The following is an 18,952-nucleotide window of genomic DNA, read 5'->3' on the forward strand; positions in this document are numbered from 1 at the left end:
CTGGTCGCGAGTGATTGTGGAGAAAGAATATGCATAACGAAGCACCCATTACCCGTCGCAAATCAAAGCGCATTTACGTCGGCAAGGTGCCTGTGGGTGACGGCGCACCGATTGCCGTTCAGTCCATGACCAATACCCGTACCACCGACGTTGCCGCCACGGTCGCACAGATTAAAGCTCTGGAGCGCGTTGGTGTTGATATCGTGCGCGTGTCCGTGCCAACGATGGATGCCGCAGAAGCTTTCCGTTTGATCAAACAGCAGGTGAATGTCCCGCTGGTCGCAGATATCCACTTTGACTATCGTATCGCCCTCAAAGTTGCCGAATACGGCGTTGACTGCCTGCGCATTAACCCAGGCAATATCGGTAATGAAGAACGTATTCGTTCCGTTGTGGACTGTGCGCGTCATTACAATATCCCGATCCGTATTGGTGTGAACGGCGGATCGCTGGAAAAAGATTTGCAGGAAAAATACGGCGAACCAAACCCGCAGGCATTGCTGGAGTCCGCCATGCGTCATGTGGATATCCTCGATCGCCTCAACTTTGATATGTTCAAAGTCAGCGTGAAAGCTTCGGACGTGTTCCTTGCCGTTGAGTCGTATCGACTGCTGGCGAAGCAGATCGATCAGCCGCTGCATTTGGGGATTACCGAAGCAGGCGGCGCGCGGGCGGGCGCGGTTAAATCTGCGATTGGCCTCGGACTGTTACTGTCTGAAGGCATCGGCGATACTCTGCGTATCTCGCTGGCGGCTGACCCGGTTGAAGAAGTGAAAGTGGGCTTCGACATCCTCAAATCGCTGCGTATCCGTTCCCGTGGGATTAACTTTATCGCCTGTCCAACCTGTTCCCGTCAGGAGTTTGACGTGATTGGTACGGTGAATGCGCTAGAAGAGCGGCTGGAAGATATCATCACGCCGATGGATATTTCTATTATTGGCTGCGTGGTTAACGGCCCGGGCGAGGCGACGGTTTCAACGATGGGCGTCACCGGCGGCAGCAAGAAAAGCGGCTTCTATGAAGATGGCGTGCGTCTGCGCGAACGTCTTGATAATGACAATATGATCGACCAGCTGGAAGCGCGCATTCGTGCCAAAGCCACTATCCTGGACGCATCGCGCCGGATTGATATTCAACAGGTCGAAAAATAATTTTAGCAAAGTTCTGTATCAGGCGATGCTGAAGCGCGCCGGGCTCTAAATGGCCAGTAAGCTGGCCTGTACAGACTTAATTTTGAGAGAAATTTAGTGGCAAAAAATATCCAGGCCATTCGCGGCATGAACGACTACCTTCCTGCGGACACCGTGGTGTGGCAGCGTATCGAGCAGATCCTCAAGCAGGTTCTTGGCAGCTACGGTTTTAGTGAAATCCGCCTGCCGATTGTAGAGCAGACCCCGTTATTCAAACGCGCTATCGGTGAAGTTACCGATGTGGTTGAAAAAGAGATGTATACCTTCGATGACCGCAACGGTGAAAGCCTGACGCTGCGTCCGGAAGGTACCGCTGGCTGTGTGCGCGCGGGCATTGAACACGGTCTGCTGTACAATCAGGAACAGCGTTTGTGGTATATCGGCCCGATGTTCCGCTATGAGCGACCGCAGAAAGGGCGTTATCGCCAGTTCCACCAGATTGGTGCCGAAGTGTTTGGCCTGCAAGGCCCGGACATTGATGCTGAACTGATTATGATGACGGCTCGCTGGTGGAAAGCATTGGGTATTGCCGATCACGTGAGCCTGGAGCTGAACTCCATCGGGTCGCTTGAGGCGCGTGCTAATTACCGTGATGCGTTGGTGGCCTTCCTTGAACAGCACGTTGATGTGCTGGATGAAGACTGCAAACGCCGCATGTATACTAACCCGCTGCGCGTGCTGGACAGTAAAAATCCAGATGTTCAGGCTCTGCTGAATGATGCGCCAACCCTCGGCGACTATCTGGACGACGAGTCTCGCGAGCATTTCACCGGGCTGTGCAGCCTGCTGGATGCAGCCGGAATTGCCTATACCGTCAATCAGCGTCTGGTTCGTGGTCTCGACTACTACAACCGCACGGTGTTTGAATGGGTGACCAGCAGCCTGGGCTCACAGGGCACAGTTTGTGCCGGTGGGCGCTACGATGGCCTGGTCGAGCAGCTGGGCGGGCGCGCAACGCCAGCCGTTGGTTTTGCGATGGGGCTGGAGCGTCTTGTTCTGCTGGTTCAGGCAGTTAACCCTGAATTTGAACCGACGCGCATTGTTGATGTCTATGTTATCGCTTCAGGTCAGGGCGTCCAGAGCGCAGCAATGCTGCTGGCAGAACAGCTGCGAGATGCGCTGCCGGAATTGAAGCTAATGACTAACTTTGGCGGTGGCAACTTTAAGAAGCAGTTTGCTCGTGCAGATAAGTGGGGTGCCCGCATTGCACTGGTACTCGGTGAAGACGAAGTGGCTAAGAGCCAGCTGGTAATTAAAGATTTACGTAACGGCGAGCAGCAAACGCTCGCGCAGTCTGATGCGGCAGCCACGCTGGCATCGATGTTACAGCGTTAAGCCTCTGCGGCGGCACGATTTAAAGGAGTAGGATTGCGTGGAAGTGTATAGCAACGAGAACGAACAGGTAGATGCGCTGAAAAACTTTTTTGCCCAGAATGGCAAAGCGTTAGTGGTTGGTGTGGTGCTGGGCGTCGGCGCATTACTTGGCTGGCGTTACTGGAACAATCACCAGGACAGCGGATCGCGTGAAATTTCTGCGTCATATCAGCAGGTGACGTCGGCGCTGGACGCCAGTAAACCTGCCTCTCTTGAAGCAGTGGCGAAGTTTGCCAGTGAAAATAACAATACCTACGGTGCCCTGGCCTCGTTGGATCTGGCAAAACGTTATATCGACAACAATCAGTTGGATAAAGCAGCAGAGCAGTTGCAGAGTGGGCTGAAAAGTACCAAAGACTCTAATCTGCAAGCGGTACTTAATTTGCGTCTTGCACGTATCCAGCTCCAGCAGAAACAGCCTGACTCCGTGTTAAAAACACTGGAAAGCATTAAGGGCGACGGCTGGGCAGTCATCGTGGCCGATATCCGCGGCGAAGCGTTACTCAGCAAAGGCGACGTAAAAGGCGCACGCGATGCGTGGAGCCAGGGGATCGCTTCTGATGCGTCTTCGACGCTGAAAGAGATGCTGCAAATGAAAGTGAACAATCTGCCGGGTTAATAATTTGGCCTGAAATGGCACAAGAGGGATTTCATGGAATTGCGTAAGTTACTTCTGCCGGGGCTGATGTCAGTCACCTTACTTAGCGGATGTTCATGGTTCAGCGGTGAAGAAGACGTTGTTAAAATGTCACCGTTGCCGACTGTACAGAATCAGTTCGAGCCAGAAAAAGTCTGGAGCACTTCAGTCGGCAATGGCGTGGGCGATTTCTACTCTAATCTCCACCCGGCCTGGGCTGACAGCACCGTATATGCTGCCGATCGCCACGGTGTGGTTAAAGCGCTGAATGCGGGTGATGGCAAAGAGCAGTGGAAAGTTGACCTGTCAGAAAAAACGGGCTTCTTCTCCAGTAATATTCCTGCATTGCTTTCTGGTGGTTTGACCGTTGATGCTGGCCATCTCTATGTTGGCAGCGAGCGCGGTCAGATTTACGCATTGAATACCAGCGACGGTTCGATCGCTTGGCAGACTAAAGCATCCGGTGAAGTGCTGTCCCGTCCGGTTGTCAGCGATGGCCTGGTACTGGTGCATACCAGCAACGGTATGCTTCAGGGCCTGGATCAGACCAGCGGTAACGTTAAGTGGACTGTTAACCTCGACGTGCCGGCACTGAGCCTGCGCGGTGAGTCTGCGCCTGCAACCGCCTTTGGTGCTGCCATTGTGGGTGGCGATAACGGTCGCGTGAGTGCCGTAATTATGAACCAGGGCCAGATTATCTGGCAGCAGCGTATCTCTCAGCCGAGCGGCGCGACCGAAATCGATCGCCTGGCGGATGTGGATACCACTCCGATTATCGTTAACGGCGTTGTCTATGCACTGGCCTATAACGGCAATCTTACCGCGCTGGATCTGCGTTCTGGTCAGATTCTGTGGAAACGCGAAATCGGTTCAGTCCACGACATGATTGTTGACGGTGGCCGTATCTACCTGGTGGATCAGGACGATCGCGTGATTGCTCTGAACATTGATGGTGGTGTTACCGTGTGGCGTCAGAGCGATCTGCTGCACCGTAACCTGACTTCACCAGTGCTGTATAACGGTTACCTGGTAGTTGGCGACAGCGAAGGTTACCTGCACTGGATCAATACCGAAGATGGCCGCTTTGTTGCACAGCAGAAACTGGACAGCTCCGGCTTCCAGACTGAACCTGTTGTTGCCAGCGACAAGCTGTTGATCCAGTCTAAAGACGGTGAGGTTTACGCGATTACGCGTTAATCCTTCTCTCTGAGTTATTACCCGATAAATTTCCGCCTGCCTGTTTGCAGACGGAAAGATGACGGTAAAGCGGCTCCTGATTTCATCAGGGGCCGTTTCGTTTTGCTCCAGGCGTGTTATCCTTAGCGCCATCAGCCTGAGCCCTGCGGTCGGAACTCTGCCAGTCGCGGCGAATAAACTTCACAGCCAGGCGTAATTATTTTAGTTATGAGGCTTCAATATGGTACCTGTGGTCGCGCTGGTCGGGCGTCCCAATGTGGGAAAATCCACCCTGTTTAACCGTTTAACGCGCACGCGAGATGCGCTGGTGGCGGATTTTCCTGGGCTTACTCGAGATCGCAAATATGGCCGCGCTGAGATAGAAGGGCGTGAGTTTATTTGTATTGATACCGGCGGTATCGATGGTAACGAAGAGGGCGTAGAAACACGTATGGCTGCACAGTCGCTACTGGCGATTGAAGAGGCTGACGTGGTGCTGTTTATGGTCGATGCTCGTGCCGGGCTGATGCCTGCTGATACGGCCATTGCTAAACATCTGCGTTCACGTCAGAAGCCAACTTTTATCGTTGCCAACAAAACAGATGGTCTGGATGCAGACTCTGCCGTTGTCGACTTCTGGTCACTCGGTCTGGGCGAGATCCATCCGATTGCAGCATCCCACGGACGCGGTGTTACCAGCCTGCTGGAGCTTGTGCTGCTGCCGTGGATGGATGTTGTTGCGCCAGAACGTGAGCTGACAGAAGAAGAAGAAAACGAGGCCTATTGGGCTGAACTGGCAGCGAAAGAAGCGAAAGCTAACGGCGAAGAAGCGCCGGAAGAAGTCGATGATTTCAACCCGCTGGATCTGCCGATCAAATTGGCTATCGTTGGCCGCCCTAACGTGGGCAAGTCAACGCTGACTAACCGTATTCTCGGTGAAGATCGTGTGGTGGTGTACGACATGCCGGGTACCACCCGTGACAGTATCTACATCCCGATGGAGCGTGACGGTCGTGAATATATTCTGATCGACACCGCAGGCGTGCGCAAGCGCGGCAAAGTGACAGAAACCGTTGAGAAGTTCTCGGTAATTAAAACACTACAGGCAATTGAAGACGCCAACGTGGTGTTGCTGGTTATCGATGCGCACGAAGGTATTTCCGATCAGGATCTTTCGCTGTTGGGCTTTATCCTCAATAGTGGCCGCTCACTGGTGATTGTGGTTAACAAGTGGGATGGCCTGTCGCAGGAGATCCGTGACGAAGTGAAAGAGCAGCTGGACTACCGTCTGGGCTTTATCGACTTTGCACGTATTCACTTTATCTCCGCTCTGCACGGCAGCGGCGTAGGTAATCTGTTTGAATCGGTGACCGAAGCTTACGACTGTTCAACGCGCCGCGTTAACACCTCAATGCTGACGCGCATTATGAATATGGCTGCCGATGACCATCAGCCGCCGCTGGTACGCAGCCGTCGTGTGAAGCTGAAATATGCTCACGCCGGTGGTTATAACCCGCCGATTGTGGTGATCCACGGCAACCAGGTGAAAGACCTGCCGGACTCCTATAAGCGTTACCTGATGAACTACTTCCGTCGTTCACTGGAAATTATGGGTACACCAATCCGGATTCAGTTCAAAGAGGGTGAGAACCCTTATGAAGGCAAACGTAACCTGCTGACGCCAAATCAGCAGCGTAAGCGCCAGCGCTTAATGAGCCATCTGAAAAAGAACAAACGTTGATCCACAAAGGGGCCTGATGGCCCCTTTGTTTTATACCCGTCTGGCGCAATTTTTGGATATGCTGAAAGCAAAGAGACAGGAGATACCAAATGGACATACTTTGCCCGCAATGCCAGCATCAAATGACGACCACTGATAGCGGGCTTTTCTGTCCGCAATGTCAGCAGCACTTCACCGCCTGTTGCCCTGATTGCCACCATCCCCTGAACGTACTGAAAGCCTGCGGTGCCATCGACTATTTTTGCCAGCAAGGACACGGGTTGATATCAAAAAAACGTCTGCTTTGGCTGCCTTCGCCCCCCGCTAATCAATAAACCCCAGCAAAGATAACGTTAATCATTTTGTGCGACTGCTTGCGCTACGGTTGTTGATCGTGAGCAGCTTGTTAATTTTCTGTTTATCACATTATGAACCTGGTGGTACAATTCTGCCGCTTACTACCGGTGCTCTTCCGCACCAGCCGTGCATTCTGAGCATCAGCGGTAAAAGCAGGACGGGATCGCTCCCGTGTAACATGTTAATAAAAATAGGGTATTTATAAAAAACCGCCTTATTTCCTCCAGGAGTATTTCTGCTATGCCTCAAATAAATGCCGGGTCATCCAAATGGTTGAGCCTGTGGTGTTTCTTGCTGGGATTAATTTTACTGGCAACAGGCCTCTATTTTGTTATTGGTGGTGGAAAATTAGTTTCACTCGGTGGGAGCTGGTATTTCGTGATTGCCGGTATTTTCACCGTGCTGTCCGCCATTCAGTTCTTCCGTCGCCGGGCCTCAGCGGTGGTTATTTTCGCCCTGGTGTTTGTTGGTTCAGCCATCTGGGCTGTGCTTGATGCTGGCATTGACTTCTGGCCGCTGGTTTCCCGCCTGATGTTCCTGGCAGGTATGTTATTGCTGGCACTGATCACCTGGCCTTCGCTGCGCAAGCGTGAAGGCAAACCTTCATGCGCGAAAGGTGCTTACGGCCTGAGTGTGGTGACAGTAGTGGGCCTGCTGGCAACCCTGTATGGCATGTTCCAGCCGCATCCGACCGTGGCATCGAATGGTCAGCAGCTGCCGCTGGTACCGGTTGATAAAGCAACCGAGCAGAAAAACTGGGATAACTACGGCAATACCCCGGGCGGTAGCCGCTTCGTGGCGCTGGATCAGATCACCCGCGACAACGTGAAAAATCTGAAACCAGTATGGACTTTCCGTACCGGCGATATTCCGGACAGTCCGACCGGTAACGGCGCAGAAGATCAGCAGACGCCATTACAGATTGGCGATCGTATCTTCCTCTGTACCCCACATAACAATGTGATTGCCGTTGATGCGGATACGGGCAAACAGATTTGGAAAACCGAAATCAATGCACAGGCGCAGGTATGGAATCGCTGCCGTGGTCTGGCTTATTTCGACGCTACTAAACCACTACAGCAGCCTACGGTGCCTGACTCTACGCCTGTCACCGCAGTAACTCTGCCTGCGGGCGATACCTGCCAGCGTCGTATTCTGATGAATACCATTGACGCTCGTCTGGTGGCGATCAACGCTGATAACGGTGAAATGTGCCAGAACTTCGGCAACAAAGGTTTTGTTGACCTTAAAGCCGGTCTGGGTGATGCCAGCGATCCTAAATATCAGCTGACTTCTGCCCCAACGCTGGCCGGTACCACCGTGGTTGTCGGTGGCCGTGTGGCGGATAACGTGCAGACCGATATGCCTGGCGGCGTACTGCGCGGCTTCGATGTGATCACCGGTGAAATGCGCTGGGCGTTTGACCCGGGCAATCAGGATCCGAATGCGAAACTGGAAGAGGGCAAAACCTTCGTTCGCAGTACGCCGAACTCCTGGGCACCGATGTCCTACGATCCGGCAATGAACACCGTATTCCTGCCAATGGGTAGCTCTTCTGTTGACCTGTGGGGCGCGAACCGTAACGCACTGGATCATAAATACGGCGCTTCCATCCTGGCGCTGGATGCAACTACCGGTAAAGAGAAGTGGGTTTATCAGACCGTGCATAACGATCTGTGGGACTTCGACCTGCCAATGCAGCCAAGCCTTATTAACTTCCCAATGAAAGACGGTAGCAGCAAGCCAGCCGTGGTTATCGGTACTAAAGCTGGGCAGATTTTCGTGCTGGATCGCCTGACCGGCAAGCCGCTGACCGAAGTGAAAGAAGTACCGGTGCCGCGCGGTAATATTCCGAACGAGCAGTACACCCCGACGCAGCCGAAGTCGGTGGGTATGCCGCAGATTGGTGCCGACACGCTGACTGAATCTGATATGTGGGGCGCCACGCCGTTTGATCAGCTGGCCTGCCGTATTGGCTTTAAATCTATGCGCTATAACGGCCTTTATACCGTGCCGGGTACCGATCTCTCCCTCAGCTTCCCGGGTTCACTGGGCGGTATGAACTGGGGCAGCCTGTCTACGGATCCGAATAACCACTACATTTTTGCCAACGATATGCGTCTGGGCCTGTGGGTACAGATGATCCCGGCGAAAACCAGCGAAGGCCCTGCCAGCAATGGCGGAGAATCGGTGAATACGGGTATGGGTGCGGTTCCGCTGAAAGGAACGCCATTTGCGGTAAACAAAAACCGCTTTATGTCGCCGCTGGGCATTCCCTGCCAGAAGCCACCGTTTGGTACACTGTCCGCAGTTGATCTGAAAACGCAGAAAATCATGTGGCAGGTGCCGGTCGGTACCGTGCAGGATACCGGGCCGTTTGGTATCAAAATGCATGCTCAGATGCCGGTTGGTATGCCAACGCTGGGCGGTACGCTGGCAACGCAGGGTGGCCTGGTGTTTATCGCAGGTACTCAGGATTACTATCTGCGTGCATTCGACACCTCAACCGGTAAAGAGGTGTGGAAAGCTCGTCTGCCTGTGGGTAGCCAGGGCGGCCCGATGAGCTACAAATCACCGAAAACCGGTAAGCAGTACATTCTGATCTCAGCGGGCGGCGCAAGGCAGTCGCCGGATCGTGGTGATTATGTAATTGCTTACGCACTGGACAAATAAGGCCTGGCTAATCACTTGCTGACCTGATGTCAAAAAGGCCCCTTTATCGCTAAAGGGGCCTTTTTTTATTGCTTCCGAATAGAGGGGATCAGGACGGGTTACGTTTACGCGTCTTTTTCACCGGAGTGATAACGGTAACTTCACTCTCCACCCAGCCGTCGTCGAGACGCGTTTTAAGCGTATCGCCAGGGTGCAGCTGTTTGGTTTTTTTCACCACCTGGCCGTCAGCAGCCGTCGTCACGCTGAAACCGCGTGCCAGTGTCGCCAGCGGGCTGACGCCTTCCAGCTGCGCAGCAAGGCTACCGAAACGCTGTTTATTTACATTGAGCTGCTGCTGCATCGCCTGTTGCAAGCGGTAATGCCACTGCTGTAGCTGCTGCCCGGCCCGCTGTACGCGCATCTCCGGACGGATAGCGCTCAGACGCAGCCCGATGCGTTCCTGCTGGCGCACAGCCTGACGCAGCCGCAGCTGCATCGCATCATCAAGACGCCGCTGGAGCTTCATCAGCGCGGTCTGCTGACGGGCGAGGCGTAGCTGAGGATGCTGCTGTTGCAGCCGATGCTGGATGCGGGTAAACGTACGCTGCTGCTGCGCAAGATAATAATCCATTGCCATTTCCAGCCGCTGCTGCTGCGACTGCAACTGGCGCAGCAGTTCAATCTGATTACGGCTGACCAGCTCCGCTGCCGCAGACGGGGTAGGGGCGCGCAGATCGGCTACGAAGTCGGCGATAGTAACATCGGTTTCATGGCCGACGGCGCTGACGATCGGAATGCGGCTGGCATAAATCGCCCTGGCGACACGTTCGTCGTTAAAACTCCACAGGTCTTCCAGCGATCCGCCGCCGCGTCCTACAATCAGTACATCACACTCATTGCGGGCGTTTGCCAGCTCAATGGCCCGTACGATGCCTGAGGGCGCTTCTGCGCCCTGTACCTGCGTCGGGTAGATAACCACCGGCAGTGAAGGGTCACGACGCTGTAGCACGCGTAGCACGTCGTGTAGCGCAGCACCGCTGGCAGAGGTAATCACCCCGACCTGGCGCGCCGGTTCCGGCAGCGGCTGTTTATGCTGCTGCTCAAACAGACCTTCCAGCATCAGTCGCTGTTTTAACTGCTCAAACTGCTGCTGCAACAGGCCATCGCCAGCGGGCTGCATACTTTCTGCAATCAGCTGATAGTCGCCGCGTGGTTCATACAGGGTTATGGTGGCGCGCACCAAAATCTGCTGGCCATTTTGCGGGCGGAAGGTCACTCGGCGGTTGCTGTTACGAAACATCGCGCAGCGAACCTGGGCACCATCATCCTTCAAAGTGAAATACCAGTGACCGGAAGAGGGCTGGGAGAAATTCGAGATCTCCGCGCTCAACCAGACCTGGCCCATTTCCATCTCCAGCAGCTTGCGCACTGTCGTATTGAGACGGCTGACGGTAAAAATATTGGCGGTTGGAGGTAGCGACATGTGATGAAGATCAAACTTTAAATCAGAGGGTTAATTAATCGATACTACATGGCTTGCTCAGGGGATCAAGAGTTTTTCGTAAATAATGCTGGAGGCAATCGATTACGCCCTGTATAATGCCGCGGCAATATTTTACAAGTTCTCATTCACCCTGAGGTTGAGATATTGCCATGCTAAGAATCACTAAAGAAGCCCTGACATTTGACGACGTTCTGCTCGTTCCTGCACATTCCACTGTCCTGCCAAACACGGCCGACCTCAGTACCCAGCTTACAAAAACCATCCGTCTGAACATTCCTATGTTGTCCGCTGCTATGGATACCGTGACCGAAGCAGGTCTGGCCATTGCACTGGCGCAGGAAGGTGGTCTGGGCTTTATTCATAAAAATATGTCCATCGAGCGCCAGGCTGAAGAAGTTCGCAAGGTGAAGAAACATGAAAGCGGCGTAGTAACTGACCCGCAGACCGTGTTGCCAACCACTGCTCTGAGCGAAGTGAAGATCCTCACCGAACGTAACGGTTTTGCCGGTTATCCGGTCGTTAACGGCGAAAACGAATTGGTGGGTATTATTACCGGCCGTGACGTTCGTTTTGTTACTGACCTGAGCCTGCCGGTTTCTGCGGTGATGACGCCGAAAGAGCGCCTGGTTACGGTGAAAGAGGGTGAAGCCCGCGAAGTCGTACTGCACAAAATGCACGAAAAACGCGTAGAGAAAGCGCTGGTAGTGGATGACAGTTTCCACCTGCTGGGCATGATCACTGTAAAAGACTTCCAGAAAGCTGAACGTAAACCTAACGCCTGTAAAGACGAGCATGGTCGCCTGCGCGTGGGTGCTGCTGTTGGCGCGGGTGCCGGTAACGAAGAGCGCGTTGATGCGCTGGTTGCGGCGGGTGTTGATGTTCTGCTGATCGACTCTTCCCACGGTCACTCTGAAGGCGTACTGCAACGTATCCGTGAAACTCGTGCTAAATATCCTGACCTGCAAATCCTCGGTGGCAACGTTGCGACCGGTGCGGGTGCTCTGGCGCTGGTAGAAGCAGGCGTGAGCGCGGTGAAAGTGGGTATCGGCCCTGGTTCAATCTGTACCACCCGCATCGTTACCGGCGTTGGTGTTCCACAGATTACCGCCGTCTCAGACGCGGTTGAAGCGCTGGAAGGTACCGGTATTCCGGTTATTGCTGATGGTGGTATTCGCTTCTCTGGCGATATCGCCAAAGCTATCGCCGCCGGTGCCGCAGCCGTTATGGTTGGCTCTATGCTGGCCGGAACCGATGAATCTCCGGGCGAAATCGAACTCTACCAGGGCCGTTCATTCAAGTCTTACCGCGGAATGGGTTCTCTGGGCGCGATGTCTAAAGGTTCTTCCGACCGTTACTTCCAGACCGATAATGCCGCTGACAAACTGGTGCCGGAAGGTATCGAAGGTCGTGTAGCTTATAAGGGCTTCCTGAAAGCGATCGTGCATCAGCAAATGGGCGGCCTGCGTTCCTGTATGGGTCTGACCGGCTGTGCTACTATCGACGAACTGCGCACCAAAGCGGAATTTGTTCGCATCAGCGGTGCCGGGATTCAGGAAAGCCATGTGCATGACGTGACCATCACCAAAGAGTCCCCGAACTACCGTATGGGTTCCTGATAACCCTGTACTGCATGCCCGGCTCCTGAGCCGGGCGTTTTACTCCTTCTCCCGAATTTGTATTACATCGCTGGAATAGCCCAATGACGACGGAAAATATTCATAAACATCGCATCCTGATCCTCGACTTCGGTTCTCAATATACGCAGCTGGTTGCCCGCCGCGTGCGTGAGCTGGGTGTCTACTGTGAACTGTGGGCGTGGGACGTTACCGAAGAGCAGATTCGTGGTTTTAACCCGAACGGCATCATCCTCTCTGGTGGCCCGGAAAGCACCACCGAGCACGACAGCCCTCGCGCGCCTGACTATGTCTTTAACGCAGGCGTTCCGGTTCTGGGCGTGTGCTACGGCATGCAGACCATGGCAATGCAGCTGGGCGGTCAGGTTGAAGGTTCGACTGAGCGTGAATTCGGTTATGCACAGGTTGAAGTACAGACTAACAGCGCATTGATTCGCGATATTGAAGATGCCATCAGCCCGGCTGGTAAGCCGCTGCTGGACGTCTGGATGAGCCACGGCGACAAAGTTACCGCTATCCCGTCTGATTTCGTCACCGTTGCCAGCACTGAAACCTGTCCGTTTGCCATTATGGCCAACGAAGAGAAGCGTTTCTATGGTGTTCAGTTCCACCCTGAAGTGACTCATACCCGCCAGGGGCTGCGTCTTCTGGAGCGCTTCGTGCTGGATATTTGCCAGTGTGAAGCCCTGTGGACTCCGGCAAAAATCATTGAAGATGCCGTTGAACGTCTGCGTGTGCAGGTGGGTAACGATAAAGTCATTCTGGGTCTATCCGGTGGTGTTGACTCCTCCGTGACCGCAATGCTGCTGCATCGTGCCATTGGCGACCGTCTGACCTGCGTATTTGTTGATAACGGCCTGCTGCGACTGAACGAAGCTGAACAGGTGATGGAGATGTTTGGCGATCACTTCGGTCTGAACATCATCCATGTGGAAGGCGAAAAACGCTTCCTCGACGCGCTGGCAGGAACGGATGAACCGGAAGCCAAGCGTAAAATTATTGGCCGCGTATTTGTGGAAGTCTTTGACGAGCAAGCGCTGAAGCTGGAAGACGTGAAGTGGCTGGCGCAGGGTACGATCTATCCAGATGTGATTGAATCAGCCGCTTCTGCCACTGGCAAAGCGCATGTGATCAAATCGCATCACAACGTGGGCGGCCTGCCAAAAGAGATGAAGATGGGCCTGGTTGAACCGCTGCGTGAGCTGTTCAAAGATGAAGTACGTAAAATCGGTCTGGAACTCGGTCTGCCACATGCCATGCTGTTCCGTCATCCGTTCCCGGGCCCAGGTTTAGGTGTGCGCGTACTGGGCGAAGTGAAAAAAGAGTATTGCGATCTGCTGCGTCGTGCGGATGCCATCTTTATTGAAGAGCTGCATAAAGCCGATTTGTACAACAAAGTCAGCCAGGCCTTTACCGTCTTCCTGCCGGTACGCTCTGTGGGCGTGATGGGAGATGGTCGTAAATATGACTGGGTGGTTTCCCTGCGGGCCGTCGAGACTATCGACTTTATGACCGCACACTGGGCACACCTGCCATATGACTTCCTCGGCCGCGTATCCAACCGCATCATCAATGAAGTCGACGGTATTTCCCGTGTGGTTTACGATATTTCAGGTAAACCACCGGCGACGATTGAGTGGGAATAAACCTTTAGTGTCCCATTGAGTGTCATTTAGTATAAAAAGCCAGTTTTATCATAAAGATAGCTGGCTTTTTTGTTTCATGGAATCCAAAGTAGTCTCATATACACCGTACCGTTATGTTTTAGAAATATGCGTTCTTCTTCTCTAAAAACTAAACATATTACCTATTTAGTTAAGCAGTGGCAGGAGCAAAAATTATCAACAGGTACGATTAAAAATCGCATGGCACATCTACGTTGGTGGGCTGAAAAAGTCGGTAAAAAGGGGAGCGATCCCTAAACACAATATTCAATTAGACATTGAAAACCGATCCTCATGTACGTATGAGTTTGATATTACAATAGGAGTTTGGCTTAAGACGAGAGGAGTCGATCAACTTCCAGTCCGCATATGCTGATAAAGGCGATCATGTTCAATTAAAAGGCAGTTGGACAAAAGGAGGCCGCGAAAGAACGACCCCAATTTTGACGGCAAAGCAACGGTATATGCTTGATGAAGTGCACAAACTTGCCTATAAAGGTTCGCTTATTCCTGTTGATAAGAGTTATATTCAACAACGTAATGTATATGATGGACAGTGCCAAAGAGCAGGATTAAATAAAATGCACGGTTTGCGACATGCTTATGCACAAGCAAGATATAAAGTCCTGACTGGCTGGCAAGTACCTAAGGCGCGTGGGGCAGGGAGGAAAGAACTGACTCCCGAGCAACAGATTAAAGATGCCTTTGCCAGACAGACGATTAGTCGGGAGCTGGGGCATGAGAGGGTTGAGGTTGTGGCGGTGAAATTTTTTCTAAGTAATTTTATTCAAGACAAGGATGGTGATGAATATGAGTGTGAATTTTAACTTTAATCAATTACAGGCCGTTTATTCTAAAGCATGGTTGGAAAGAAAACCAACAATTGCCTTTGAACTTGTTGTAGGAAGAGGATGTTTTGTTTTTATGATCTTTTTTTCACCCGAAGATAAAAAGACTTCAGGTGAGAATCTTTTTGTATATCTTCGTCATATGAACTCTTTATTAAAACTAAAGTTATATGGAAGTCGTAGAAATGGTGACTTTAAAGTTTTTTTAAATGAGAGACAAGAAAAATTAATGGTCGACGAGCTTCAATTAGTAGCAGGGCGAGGGAATTTTAGTTTTGAACAGCTTCTATTAGAATTAAATAATAGTATTCCACAAGAGTTACCAGAGCAAGAAAATGTTAATACATTGAGGCGCGTTTGGCCTGATGTTAGGGATGAATTAAAAGACACAGTTGATGAAGCGGAAAGAACAATTCTTATTGGTGTAATAAAGCTTCCTGATAACAAAAAACCACAAGATAAAACTTTAAGAAAGTTATATATTTTTACAAATAGTACAGCAGAAGATATTAATGATTTCATTAAGGTATTAAAAGAAAATAACCATACCTTGAAGTGGACTGATGACCAAGAAAAAGTTCCAAAATCATTTGCTGATTTGATTATAAAAATAAAAATATAATGATTTGGAAAGAAGGTTTCTTTAATTTGTCTGGAAACCTCACATAGAATGAAGTATTACTAACATCATTGTGTGTTAATCAATAGGAGAGCAGCTCAGAAGGTTCTACAACCGGATTTATAGCTTCCAATACGTTTGGAGATTTTTGATGGGAATATTTTTCGAACCGTACCAAGCAGATAGTTGTTGTTTGTGCGGATCTAGTGAGTCGCTCACTGGAGAACACAAAATAAAAGCTTCGGCCTTGCGAAAAATCTTCGGGAAGGATGCGATGGTTATCGGTAATTTCGATGGAGAAAGAACTCTTCGTTCGGCACAAGGCCCGAAGTCTCAAGCTTTTCACTTCTCAGCTCGAATGTGTTCTTTATGTAATAGTACTCGCACACAGGCTGCTGATCATGAATTCGATCGGTTTCATGCTTTGGTCTCCTCGCTTTTATCAGAAGGGCGAGATCCTTCATTAGTATTTAATTTTCCACAATATAATTTTGGCTCAGAGGCATATCTCAATATATTTAGATATTTTTCCAAAATACTATGTTGCCATGTCGCTGAATCATCTGGCCCCCGCCCATTGGAAGCTTGCGAATTCGCTATGGGAAAGACGAGTCGGAATATTGTCTTTCTATACATTGATATAGATCCGACCTATGAGGCTTATCGTGATAGATTCGTAGAGCATCAATTCGCAGGGCACGGAGGGCTTATTGTTCCCTTTGACTCAAAAACACAAAACCCCACAGGCTTTCGAAGCTCAATAAGTTTGGGAGCGGTGCGATATATATTTTGGGTTAAATTTAACGCAATGATCGGAATTGTATTACGTAGATTTCACTATGAATTTTGGCGCAAGTGTGAGGCAGCATGCCAAGATGCTTTGAAAAATCCTTTATCGAAAGAGCAGCGACATCGCTTGGGCCTTTGACTATACTTATATTGCACTCCAATTTTTGTACAGACACTATATTGATTAGCTATTGATAATTAAATTTATGTAATTATCAGGAGCTAATTTAATTTTTAAGAAAGGGAAAGTCAAAATCATAGGCAAGACAAACCCTTTTGAAAATATTTTGATCGCCTTCATTATGAGCACCTAAAGTTAGATTGATTTTATTGAGTTTTTCATCTATTAACAATTTACGGTGTTTTCAACGGTATAAATCTAAGTTATTTTTATAGCCGTTTTATTTTTATTTGAAAATAATTAAATGCAACAATCGGGTGGGAATAAACCCGTTCTGTTACCGCCAGAAATTTGGTGGTATTTAAGTATGACGAAGCCCGCGTAACTGCGGGCTTTTTTGTCGTTATTACTGGGTTATCTGCTGTTAAAAGATCGCTACGATGCCGCACCATCCGGTAGCCCGCGTACGCGGATAGGCTCCCTGACGGCGTTTGCGGCAAGAAGACGTTGCAGCGCAGAAATGGCGGTATCAGTGAGCTCATGCCCCTTGGTGAGAACCATCAGCCCGTTGGTTGTCAAAATATCCTCATCCACCACCCATCCCGGAACCAGTTCACGAATACGCGCGGAGCGCACACCGGCTATGTTAGCGCGAAAATCTGACAGCGATTTAATAATGTACTCAGGAATGGGAGGCCGTGCGGCACGCATGACCTCCCACGGGCGCTCCAGGCTCTCGCCGCGTGCCAGGTGGCGTTCAAGTTCAAGAGCGGCACGAAGGAGCTGAGAACCACGGATAACTTCTACTGGGGCACTGGTCGGGGCTTCTTTGGCCTGGTGTCGGATAATCTCGGCTACCCGCTCAAGCCGTGGAATGCCTGCAACTAAACGGCTGGCCACGTCAGGATGTTCCTGCAACAGTTTTTTCTCATCGTCAGTGAGCGTTCTCTGCGCGGCATCGGCCTTCATGATATCCGCAGGAATACCGACACAACCAATCTGGCTCAGTGATGCGGCAATGGTGTAGATCCATCCGTCAGCCCAGTCGAGTTTTGGCAGTGCATGCTGAACACAGGACTGGGCAAAAGCTGCCCGCTGAAAAGCCCATGGGGCCACCATCGCCAGCACCTCTGTCATGGTTTTAACGGAAGCGGTAAGGGTTGTAGCCAGCAGTTCTTTCTCTGCACGCACCAGACGGTACTGATTAACAGCATCATTAAGCGCTGAACTGAGATCTTCGCGCGCGCAGGGCTTGCAGAGATAGCGGAATATAGCCCCTTTGTTAATGGCAGCAATGGAAGACTCCACATCGGCCTGACCGGTAAGGAGAACGCGTACGCTGTCAGGGGAAACTTCCCGTGCTTTGGCGAGAAAAGTTGCCCCGTCCATACCGGGCATACGCATATCCGACATGATCACGGCGAAAGGTTCGCTCCAGGAAATAGTGCGCAGGCCCGCATCGCCACTTAATGCGGTCACCACATCAAATTCACCGAATAGATTACGCTCCATCGCCGCAAGCACATTGGGTTCATCGTCTACGCACAGCACCCGGGGTAAGGCGGTATCAGTCATCTAAATTTTCCTGCGTGTGGGCGAGCATCTCCTGCCAGGCAGGCAGTTGATGGAGAACGCCAGTGTGTTCGAGATAGTCCGCATCCGGGACAACGTTGTTGGCGAGGGCGACCGCGATATGTACGGTGCCGGTCACGCCGAATTTATTATCCGTTAAAAGAGCAGGGTGTGCGTGATCCGCCACCGCTTCAACAATGTCCATCGGCAAGCCCCACAGAGCCAGCAGATAAGCACCTACAGCGGCATATAACGGAGTGTTTCCGCGCGTTTTTGTTGCTGCATACTCAGGTTCCCTCATTTCAGGGATAAGTAGCGCAATATGAGCAAGCAGCGCGGCGGTCGACTCCACGCCCAGGTGACCGGAAATACGGGCAGCCAGCGTTGAAGCGAGCAGGGCACGTCGTTGTAATTGGTCTATATAAGGATCCGTTCCCGCTTCAGAGAAAATATTTGAAGCAAGAACCAGCAGTTTGACCTGTTCCAGCCCCAGGTGAGTGATGGCGTTGCCAATATCATGAATATGATGGCCTCTGGAAAAATAGGCCGAATTGGCCAGCTGCATAATCTTGGCACTGAGGGCCGGATCGCTGCCAAGAACTTCGGCGATCTGCCGGGTATCGCTGCCAGGATCGGCAATCAGGCGACACACTTCGTTGAACACCTTTGGGGCGGCGGGTAACCGGCTGATACGGCCTACGATATTGACTACCGCCGGATCCTGGAACATATCGCGCAGCGCCAGAGCGCTGCTTACCATGGTCAGCAGCACTGTGCTGTCACAAGGTTTCGAAACGAAACGATGGGCAACATCCAGCATACGCAGGGTAGCATCGGGTTCAGAATAGCCAGACAGAATAATACGAATTGTGCCCGGCCAGCGGTTGCGTACCTGCGTCAGCAATTCCGCACCATCCATAAAAGGCATTCGCATATCGGAAACGACCACGTCAGCCGGCACTTCATTCAGCATTTCCAGCGCTTCATGCCCGCTGTTGGCAAAGCGACATTCCCACTCCGCATCGAATATCATCAGGGCTCGTTCAATACCCGACAGCACCCGACTTTCATCATCGACGAACATCACTTGCATCA

Annotated in this window: 16 protein-coding genes; 13 read left to right on the top strand and 3 right to left on the bottom strand. The window is 51.5% G+C overall.

Translation table 11 applies throughout. The annotated features are described in order from the left end of the window. The first annotated feature begins 29 nt into the window (after nucleotides 1-29). The 7 genes from ispG (at nucleotide 30) to GN242_RS05265 (ending at nucleotide 9,127) form a co-directional block, all read left to right on the top strand. A complete protein-coding gene (gene ispG, locus GN242_RS05235; RefSeq protein WP_154753799.1) occupies nucleotides 30-1,151 on the top strand; it encodes a flavodoxin-dependent (E)-4-hydroxy-3-methylbut-2-enyl-diphosphate synthase in 1,122 nt (373 codons plus the stop codon). A 96-nt stretch (nucleotides 1,152-1,247) separates the two neighbouring features. After that, nucleotides 1,248-2,525, top strand: a complete 1,278-nt coding sequence (gene hisS, locus GN242_RS05240) for a histidine--tRNA ligase (RefSeq protein WP_156287003.1) — start codon at nucleotides 1,248-1,250, stop codon at nucleotides 2,523-2,525. A 37-nt stretch (nucleotides 2,526-2,562) separates the two neighbouring features. Then, a complete protein-coding gene (locus GN242_RS05245; RefSeq protein ID WP_156287004.1) occupies nucleotides 2,563-3,183 on the top strand; it encodes a YfgM family protein in 621 nt (206 codons plus the stop codon). 33 nt (nucleotides 3,184-3,216) lie between these two features. Next, the gene (gene bamB / locus GN242_RS05250; protein ID WP_154753800.1) at nucleotides 3,217-4,398 is read left to right on the top strand and encodes an outer membrane protein assembly factor BamB; all 1,182 of its coding nucleotides are present in this window, start codon (nucleotides 3,217-3,219) and stop codon (nucleotides 4,396-4,398) included. Between the two features lie 220 nt (nucleotides 4,399-4,618). After that, the gene (gene der / locus GN242_RS05255) at nucleotides 4,619-6,118 is read left to right on the top strand and encodes a ribosome biogenesis GTPase Der (protein ID WP_154753801.1); all 1,500 of its coding nucleotides are present in this window, start codon (nucleotides 4,619-4,621) and stop codon (nucleotides 6,116-6,118) included. 89 nt (nucleotides 6,119-6,207) lie between these two features. Beyond that, nucleotides 6,208-6,432 carry a zinc ribbon domain-containing protein gene (locus GN242_RS05260; RefSeq protein ID WP_154753802.1) on the top strand — a complete coding sequence of 75 codons (225 nt, stop codon included), beginning with the start codon at nucleotides 6,208-6,210 and terminating at the stop codon, nucleotides 6,430-6,432. A gap of 262 nt (nucleotides 6,433-6,694) precedes the next feature. Next, on the top strand, nucleotides 6,695-9,127 hold the full coding sequence (locus GN242_RS05265; RefSeq protein ID WP_154753803.1) for a glucose/quinate/shikimate family membrane-bound PQQ-dependent dehydrogenase: 2,433 nt from the start codon (nucleotides 6,695-6,697) through the stop codon (nucleotides 9,125-9,127). 88 nt (nucleotides 9,128-9,215) lie between these two features. Here GN242_RS05265 and xseA read toward each other — a convergent pair whose 3' ends face one another. Continuing rightward, nucleotides 9,216-10,589, bottom strand: coding sequence for an exodeoxyribonuclease VII large subunit (xseA, locus tag GN242_RS05270; RefSeq protein WP_154753804.1), 1,374 nt, complete (start codon nucleotides 10,587-10,589; stop codon nucleotides 9,216-9,218). Nucleotides 10,590-10,759: 170 nt separating this feature from the next. Here xseA and guaB point away from each other — a divergent pair, with 170 nt between their 5' ends. The 6 genes from guaB (at nucleotide 10,760) to GN242_RS05295 (ending at nucleotide 16,303) form a co-directional block, all read left to right on the top strand. Next, nucleotides 10,760-12,226 carry an IMP dehydrogenase gene (gene guaB / locus GN242_RS05275; RefSeq protein WP_154753805.1) on the top strand — a complete coding sequence of 489 codons (1,467 nt, stop codon included), beginning with the start codon at nucleotides 10,760-10,762 and terminating at the stop codon, nucleotides 12,224-12,226. An 83-nt stretch (nucleotides 12,227-12,309) separates the two neighbouring features. Then, complete coding sequence (gene guaA, locus GN242_RS05280) at nucleotides 12,310-13,890, top strand: glutamine-hydrolyzing GMP synthase (protein WP_154753806.1); 1,581 nt, start codon at nucleotides 12,310-12,312, stop codon at nucleotides 13,888-13,890. Nucleotides 13,891-14,016: 126 nt separating this feature from the next. After that, on the top strand, nucleotides 14,017-14,166 hold the full coding sequence (locus GN242_RS21710) for a phage integrase N-terminal domain-containing protein (protein ID WP_230320740.1): 150 nt from the start codon (nucleotides 14,017-14,019) through the stop codon (nucleotides 14,164-14,166). A 92-nt stretch (nucleotides 14,167-14,258) separates the two neighbouring features. Beyond that, nucleotides 14,259-14,735, top strand: coding sequence for an integrase domain-containing protein (locus tag GN242_RS05285; protein ID WP_231617151.1), 477 nt, complete (start codon nucleotides 14,259-14,261; stop codon nucleotides 14,733-14,735). After that, complete coding sequence (locus GN242_RS05290) at nucleotides 14,719-15,378, top strand: hypothetical protein (protein WP_156287005.1); 660 nt, start codon at nucleotides 14,719-14,721, stop codon at nucleotides 15,376-15,378. Before GN242_RS05285 ends, GN242_RS05290 begins: the two co-directional genes overlap by 17 nt. A gap of 148 nt (nucleotides 15,379-15,526) precedes the next feature. Further along, nucleotides 15,527-16,303, top strand: coding sequence for a hypothetical protein (locus GN242_RS05295; RefSeq protein ID WP_156287006.1), 777 nt, complete (start codon nucleotides 15,527-15,529; stop codon nucleotides 16,301-16,303). A gap of 417 nt (nucleotides 16,304-16,720) precedes the next feature. Here GN242_RS05295 and GN242_RS05300 read toward each other — a convergent pair whose 3' ends face one another. Both GN242_RS05300 and GN242_RS05305 read right to left on the bottom strand, forming a co-directional pair. Further along, nucleotides 16,721-17,860, bottom strand: a complete 1,140-nt coding sequence (locus tag GN242_RS05300; RefSeq protein ID WP_156287007.1) for a response regulator — start codon at nucleotides 17,858-17,860, stop codon at nucleotides 16,721-16,723. After that, a complete protein-coding gene (locus GN242_RS05305) occupies nucleotides 17,853-18,950 on the bottom strand; it encodes an HDOD domain-containing protein (RefSeq protein ID WP_156288190.1) in 1,098 nt (365 codons plus the stop codon). Before GN242_RS05305 ends, GN242_RS05300 begins: the two co-directional genes overlap by 8 nt. Between the last annotated feature and the right edge of the window lie 2 nt (nucleotides 18,951-18,952).

Source organism: Erwinia sorbitola, from assembly GCF_009738185.1.
GTDB classification, from domain to species: domain Bacteria; phylum Pseudomonadota; class Gammaproteobacteria; order Enterobacterales; family Enterobacteriaceae; genus Erwinia; species Erwinia sorbitola.

Coding starts and splice junctions, on each gene's coding strand:
- ispG (WP_154753799.1), top strand. CDS start 30: ATGCATAACGAAGCACCCATTACCCGTCGCAAATCAAAGCGCATTTAC.
- bamB (WP_154753800.1), top strand. CDS start 3,217: ATGGAATTGCGTAAGTTACTTCTGCCGGGGCTGATGTCAGTCACCTTA.
- der (WP_154753801.1), top strand. CDS start 4,619: ATGGTACCTGTGGTCGCGCTGGTCGGGCGTCCCAATGTGGGAAAATCC.
- GN242_RS05260 (WP_154753802.1), top strand. CDS start 6,208: ATGGACATACTTTGCCCGCAATGCCAGCATCAAATGACGACCACTGAT.
- GN242_RS05265 (WP_154753803.1), top strand. CDS start 6,695: ATGCCTCAAATAAATGCCGGGTCATCCAAATGGTTGAGCCTGTGGTGT.
- xseA (WP_154753804.1), bottom strand. CDS start 10,589: ATGTCGCTACCTCCAACCGCCAATATTTTTACCGTCAGCCGTCTCAAT.
- guaB (WP_154753805.1), top strand. CDS start 10,760: ATGCTAAGAATCACTAAAGAAGCCCTGACATTTGACGACGTTCTGCTC.
- guaA (WP_154753806.1), top strand. CDS start 12,310: ATGACGACGGAAAATATTCATAAACATCGCATCCTGATCCTCGACTTC.
- GN242_RS21710 (WP_230320740.1), top strand. CDS start 14,017: ATGCGTTCTTCTTCTCTAAAAACTAAACATATTACCTATTTAGTTAAG.
- GN242_RS05290 (WP_156287005.1), top strand. CDS start 14,719: ATGAGTGTGAATTTTAACTTTAATCAATTACAGGCCGTTTATTCTAAA.
- GN242_RS05295 (WP_156287006.1), top strand. CDS start 15,527: ATGGGAATATTTTTCGAACCGTACCAAGCAGATAGTTGTTGTTTGTGC.
- GN242_RS05300 (WP_156287007.1), bottom strand. CDS start 17,860: ATGACTGATACCGCCTTACCCCGGGTGCTGTGCGTAGACGATGAACCC.
- GN242_RS05305 (WP_156288190.1), bottom strand. CDS start 18,950: ATGCAAGTGATGTTCGTCGATGATGAAAGTCGGGTGCTGTCGGGTATT.